5 protein-coding genes are annotated in these 6,135 nt (G+C 50.8%); 3 read left to right on the top strand and 2 right to left on the bottom strand.

What is annotated here, in order from left to right:
- A partial coding sequence (locus QVP67_RS12735; protein ID WP_288180182.1) for an ArnT family glycosyltransferase occupies positions 1-455 on the bottom strand: 455 nt, incomplete at its 3' end.
- A gap of 98 nt (positions 456-553) precedes the next feature.
- Between QVP67_RS12735 and QVP67_RS12730 the strand changes: the two genes are divergently transcribed.
- The 3 genes from QVP67_RS12730 to QVP67_RS12720 all read left to right on the top strand — a co-directional run bounded on the left by QVP67_RS12730 (position 554) and on the right by QVP67_RS12720 (position 3,297).
- Entirely contained in the window at positions 554-961 is a 408-nt protein-coding gene (locus tag QVP67_RS12730) for a GtrA family protein (protein WP_022163946.1), read from the top strand.
- 78 nt (positions 962-1,039) lie between these two features.
- Positions 1,040-2,002, top strand: coding sequence for a glycosyltransferase family 2 protein (locus tag QVP67_RS12725; protein ID WP_022163945.1), 963 nt, complete (start codon positions 1,040-1,042; stop codon positions 2,000-2,002).
- 203 nt (positions 2,003-2,205) lie between these two features.
- Positions 2,206-3,297, top strand: coding sequence for a linear amide C-N hydrolase (locus QVP67_RS12720; protein ID WP_022163944.1), 1,092 nt, complete (start codon positions 2,206-2,208; stop codon positions 3,295-3,297).
- A gap of 256 nt (positions 3,298-3,553) precedes the next feature.
- Here QVP67_RS12720 and QVP67_RS12715 read toward each other — a convergent pair whose 3' ends face one another.
- Positions 3,554-5,956, bottom strand: coding sequence for a TonB-dependent receptor (locus tag QVP67_RS12715; RefSeq protein WP_022163943.1), 2,403 nt, complete (start codon positions 5,954-5,956; stop codon positions 3,554-3,556).
- Positions 5,957-6,135: the final 179 nt, after the last annotated feature.

The following is a 6,135-nucleotide window of genomic DNA, read 5'->3' as shown; positions in this document are numbered from 1 at the left end:
CGGAAGAGCAGGCACAACGAAATAACGATAAGTGATACCTGAAGCATATCAATCCGGCAGGCTACTGCCGCACGGTGAACTTCGAACGAAGTGAGTAGAAGCAATGAGGTAAGTACGGCAGTCTGCGTATCTTTCCGCTTGGCTACGAACCAGAAGAAGACCATTTGCATGGCCAGAAACGACAAGGCAGACGGTAGGCGTGACGTAAATTCGGTTACTTCGCCCGGTATCAGCGAAAAAGCTGCGATGCACCAGTACAGGAAGGGCGGTTTATAGGCAATGTCAGTGCCATAGTTCACGGGGAGTATCCAGTTTCCGCTTTCGAGCATGGAAACGGCCACGATGGCTTCACGCGGTTCTCCTTTGGAGTAAAAAATGGTTTCGCCAATGAAGGGGAGTATCACCAGAATGCTCAGTAGGGCGATAAACCAGAACGCTTGCTTTTTGTCCAGCATAATCTTTGTCTCTTATTTACGTTTTCCAGCCGCAAAAGTACGAATAATTCTGAAACAATACCTAACTTTGTACCAGCAATGATAGCATGAACCGAAATATGGATATAAAGAAGCTGAGACAATTACCCGAATTCTTTCGTTTTGTGATGGTGGGCGTGTTTGCCACAGCCTTGCATTACGGTGTTTATTTTGTCTTGCAGTGGGTCATCAATGTCAATGTGGCCTATACGCTGGGTTATGCCATCAGTTTTGTAGCCAACTTCTATCTGACGGCTTATTTCACGTTCGGACAAAAGCCTTCGTGGGGCAAAGCTTTCGGTTTTGGTGGTGCGCATCTGGTCAATTACCTGCTTCACATGGGGCTGCTGAATCTGTTTCTGTGGCTGGGTATTTCCAAAACGTTGGCGCCCGTACCGGTGTTTGCCATTGCTATTCCGGTCAATTTTCTGCTCGTAAGGTTCGTCTTTAAAAATAAGCGGCTGGACGGAAAGTCGCAGGAAGCCTAAAAAGCGGCGGCGATAATTTGCAAATCTCATGTTTTCTTACGAATATTGCAGAAAGTAATATAAACTCTTGGTTTTGGTATGAAAGAAATCCCCTGCCTGGCGATTGTTGTGCCTTGCTATAAAGAAGAGGCTGTGTTGCATGAAACCCACAAAAGGCTGAGTCAGTTGCTTGACCAGCTGATAGAAGAAAAGCAGATAGCGTCTGACAGTTATGTATTGTATGTGAACGATGGTAGTACCGACCAGACCTGGCCCATCATTCAAGACCTGTATCAGCACGAATCTTATGCGTGCGGACTGAATCTGGCCGGAAATGTGGGACATCAGAATGCTTTGATGGCAGGACTTGATCTGGTGAAGGACTATTGCGATATTGCCGTTTCCATTGATGCAGACTTGCAGGACGACATCCTTGTCATTGCGGAGATGGTTCGCCGGTATAAGGAAGGCTATGACATAGTTTACGGAGTACGTAAGGAACGGAAAACCGATACCTGGTTCAAACGTGAAACGGCACAGGCCTTTTATCGGCTGATGAACATGATGGGCGTAAAGACGGTCTATAACCATGCAGATTATCGTCTGATGAGTAAGAGGGCGTTACAGCACTTGGCCCGTTTCCGTGAGCGTAACCTTTTTCTTCGTGGTTTGGTTCCGTTGATAGGTTATCAGACTACGTGCGTCTATTATAACCGATCCAAGCGTTGGGCTGGAGAATCTAAATATCCGCTAAAGAAGATGCTCGACTTCGCTATCGACGGAATAACTTCTTTTTCCGTCAAGCCGGTACGTATGATTTTCTGGCTAGGCTGTGTCTTTATACTTATCGGGATTGGGGTGACGATATGGACGCTGTACACTCATTACATTCACGATACGGTACCTGGCTGGGCTTCACTGATTATTTCAATCTGGTTAGTAGGCGGTTTTATTCTGGCTGCATTGGGGATTGTCGGCGAATATATTGGAAAAATATATATCGAAGTAAAAGACCGACCCCGATACAATATCGAAAGAACGCTTATGCGCAAAGATGCCTGATGCTTGTCGGCTCTCGGAATAAAGCCGCTGGTTTGTTGAAATGACTGAACATATTCTATTCTGATTTTGTTTCTTCTCAAATGACTTAAAACTGCACGAAGGGCAGAGGAAAACAGAACAGTAGCGATTTGAAAAAAGTTGTATGTTTGTTTTCTGTCGATAAGGCATGGATAAAGTTTTAATATATAAATAAGTATAAGAGTATGAAATCAAGGATTTTGTTGGCAATTGCAATGGGTATAGGAAGCATGTTTGCCTATCCTTTACCTGCCGAGGCTTGCACGGGCATTACCCTGAAAAGTAAAGATAGTGTCACTGTCGTGGCACGAACCATCGAGTGGGGCGGAAGCGACCTCAACAGTCAATACGTCATTGTGCCCCGCGGCTATGAGCAGCGTTCGTACACGCCTGCGGGTGTTACGGGCATGACCTTCAAGGCGCGTTACGGATACGTGGGACTGGCTGTAGAACAGAAAGACTTTGTGGCCGAGGGGCTGAACGAAGCGGGGCTTTCGGCCGGGCTGTTCTACTTCCCCAATTATGGTGAGTACGAGAAGTTTGACGAGGCATTGCAGGACAAGAGTATTGCCGACCTGCAATTGGTTTCGTGGATACTGGGCCAGTGTGCCACCGTGGACGAAGTGAAACAGGCGGTGAGCGAGGTACACATTATTAATATAGATCCGCGTGCCTCTACCGTTCACTGGCGTTTTACCGAACCGTCGGGACGTCAGATTGTACTGGAAATGATTGATGGAAAGCCTAAGTTCTATGAGAATCCGCTGGGTGTGCTGACCAATTCGCCCAGTTTCGACTGGCAGCTTACCAACCTGAACAATTACGTCAACCTTTATCCGGGTACGGCTCCGGCTCAGTCGTTGGGCGGTGCAAAACTTGCTTCGTTTGGTGCGGGCAGCGGTTTTCTGGGTATACCGGGCGACGTGACACCTCCTTCACGTTTTGTGCGGGCAGCTTTCTATCAGGCTACGGCACCGGTGCAGGACACGGCACTGAAGACGGTGCTTCAAGGTTTCCAGATACTGAACAACTTCGATATTCCCGTGGGCATCGAGTTTCAGGCGGGCAAGATACCTGCCGACATTCCGAGCGCTACGCAGTGGACATCGGCAACGGACATGGCCGACCGCATCATCTACTACCGCACGATGTACAACAGTGCCATCCGCAGCATCGACCTGAAGACGATTGATTTCAGCAAAGTGAAGTATCGCGCCGTTCCGCTGGATGCAGAAAAGCAACAACCGATAGTTTCGGTGAAAATAGCTAATAAATAACCGGAGGCGATATTATACTGAAAAGTGTCGGGACTGGCTACGGATCAGACCGACTGATACAGATTCCCTTTTTCGGAACAGAGGACCGAAAAAGGGAATTTGCATTATCGGGAACTCAGGTAGAATGGATTTCCCAGAAAGGACTGAAAACTGACCAGTCTTGCAATTATTTTTTCCCAGTTAGGAAAAAATAATTCTCCAGTTAGGAAAAAATATTTTCTTAACTAGGAAAAAAAGAAGGGCTATACAGCTGTTGTCAGAACTCAAGCGTTACACCCAGTGTAGGCAGCAGGGTGCCGCTTTCCTGTTTCAGATACTTCATCTTGTAACGTTGTTCGGAAGTAGGTGCCGACGGGTTCTCTATCACCCCCGTGCTCATGATGACGTCGGGTTGCTTCAGCTTGTTACCGGTGATGTTCTGGATGTCAAGGTAGAGGCCTAACATACAGCGGCGGAAGTAGAATGACTTATCCACACGCACGTCCAGCTGGGCAAACGAGGGTAGTCGTTCGGTGTTGTAGCGGCTGTAGTCGTAGTAGGGTTGTCCTTTGGCATCCCAGGCCTCGACGAGTGAGGACTTGTCTTCGTCGTAAGGCGTGTAGGGCGAACCACCGATGTAGCTCAGCTTGCCTCCGATGCTCCAGCGGCGGGGCAGGTTGTAGGTGCCGCTTAGGTTCAGGATGAAGCGGTTGTCCCAGGCCGAGGGAATGTAGGCATCGTTCTGTCCGTTGCGGTATTCGCTTTTGAAGAGGGTGAACGAAGATACTACATTGAAGCGACCGGGCACTTGCCAGCGGAACATGGTCTCCACACCATAGGCGCGACCTTGGGCAGTGGAGGTCAGGGCTTCGTTGCCCACTACACCGTAGTCGTTGCCCTTGCACAGCAGGGGAATATCGTCGGTCAGCGAATAAGGTATCTGTCCGTAACGCTTGAAGAAGCCTTCGACCGACACCATGAAGCGGTCTTGCAGATGCCAGTCTACGCCAAGAGCCGTTTCGCCTACCTGCATGTATTTTAATTGCTTGTTGACATAGGCACCATCGTTGTCTTTATATCCCATCGAGGTGTAGGGCGGTAACTGGTAGTACAATCCGGCGTTGGCGCTCAGGCTCCATTGGTCGGTCAGGTTGTACGAGGCCGACAGCCGGGGCGAGAACTGCTTCCACAGTTGTTTCATGTCGCTATTGTAGTTGCTACCGTCCATGCGCACGCCTGCCGAGAGGGAGAAACGCTTGTCGGGCGTGGTATAGTTGCCGGTGACAAAGGCACCGAAACTGAAGATGCGCAGCCAGGTGTCGTATGTCAACAGTTGTGCGGCGTCGGTGTAGAACCGTTGGCGCGAGTCGTTGCTGTAGGTGATGTGGTTCAGTTCGGCTCCGGCTTTCAGGGTCCACAGGTTCAGGTTGGTCTGGTTCTCGAAGCGGAGGGTTGTCTTCTGCTCGATGGAACGCAGGCGCAGCGTAAGGTTATCTTCCGACGAGTCGTCGTTGTTGCGATACTTCAGGTTGCGGTTGTTCAGGTAGTTGTGGCTCAGGGTCAGGGTCTGTACGTGCTGGCCGCTGTAGTGCTTGTAGGTAGCACCCAGCGTGAAGGTCTCCTGATTGATGGTAGGCAGGTAGCTCAGCAGGTATTCGGCATCCTCGCCTTTCTCGTCGGTATTCAGTTTCATTTTGTCGATGCCCACCAGACCGAGCAAGGTCAGTTCGTCGTGGTCGGAGAAGCGGGTTTTCACCTTGAACTGTCCGTCGATGAAGTTGGGCAGGAAAGGCAGTCCCAGCACCTTGAACAGCATTTGCAGGTACGACTGCCGTGCCGAGAAGAGGTAAGTGGTGCGTTTGCTCAGGTGTCCGGCACCGCTGAGCGAGACTTCCGAGGCACCCAGTGTGGCCTTGAACGTCTGCTTGTCGGGGTTGCCGTCTTTCAGCTGGAAGTCGAGCACCGAACTGAGGGCTCCCGAGCGGTTGGCGGGGAAAGCACCGGTATAGAAAGTAATCTCGCGTATCAGGTCGGCGTTGACAATGCTGACGGGGCCGCCCGAAGCGCCTTGTGTGGCAAAGTGGTTGATGTTGGGTATCTCGATGCCGTCCATGTAGAAACGGTTTTCCGAGGGCGAACCGCCTCGCACAATGAGGTCGTTGCGGTAGCCGATGGGCGAGAACGACACACCGGGATAGGCACGCACGATGCGCGACACGTCGCGGTTGGCTCCCGGACTTTTCTCAATCTCCTGCAAGCCGATGATGCGCATTCCCACGGGACTTTCGATGCTTTTGCGGAAGGGCGAGGGTTTGACGACGACGGCATCGAGCAGGTTGGCATCTTCTTCCATCTCGATTTCGACAAAGGGAGTCGATGCCGATACAATGTATTCGGGCGTAAGCACCGTCAGATAGCCGATGCACGAAGCTTGCAGGCAGTAGATGCCCGGCGGCACCTGTTCGATGCGGAACATGCCGAGTGAGTCGGTCGATGCGCCTTTGCCCGGCAGACCGTTGACGAAAACGTTGGCGTAGGCTACGGGCTGGCGCGACTTCTTGTCGATTACCTTACCACTGACTGGGTAGGACACATTGCGCTGCTGGGGAGCGGCGGATAAAGAACCGGCACACAGGTATAGGCCGGCAAGCAGTAGGACGATCCAAAGGTTTCTGGGCATGGGGTCAGAATTTTTGTGTATAGTTGTTTTCTACAAAGGTAACGGTTTTGTCTTATTTGCGGCACAAGGCGGTTCAAGAAATGAAAAGTCCCCCTTCAGGAGCCTTTTGGAGGGGGTGTTGAGAGACACTTGCACGGCTCGCGAGAGACACTTGTACGGCTCGCGAGAGACACTTGTAC

This window comes from Bacteroides sp. CAG:633 (assembly GCF_000435115.1).
In the GTDB taxonomy this organism is placed as follows: Bacteria; Bacteroidota; Bacteroidia; order Bacteroidales; family Bacteroidaceae; genus Bacteroides; species Bacteroides ndongoniae.
This window is presented reverse-complemented; position numbering and strand designations above follow the sequence as displayed.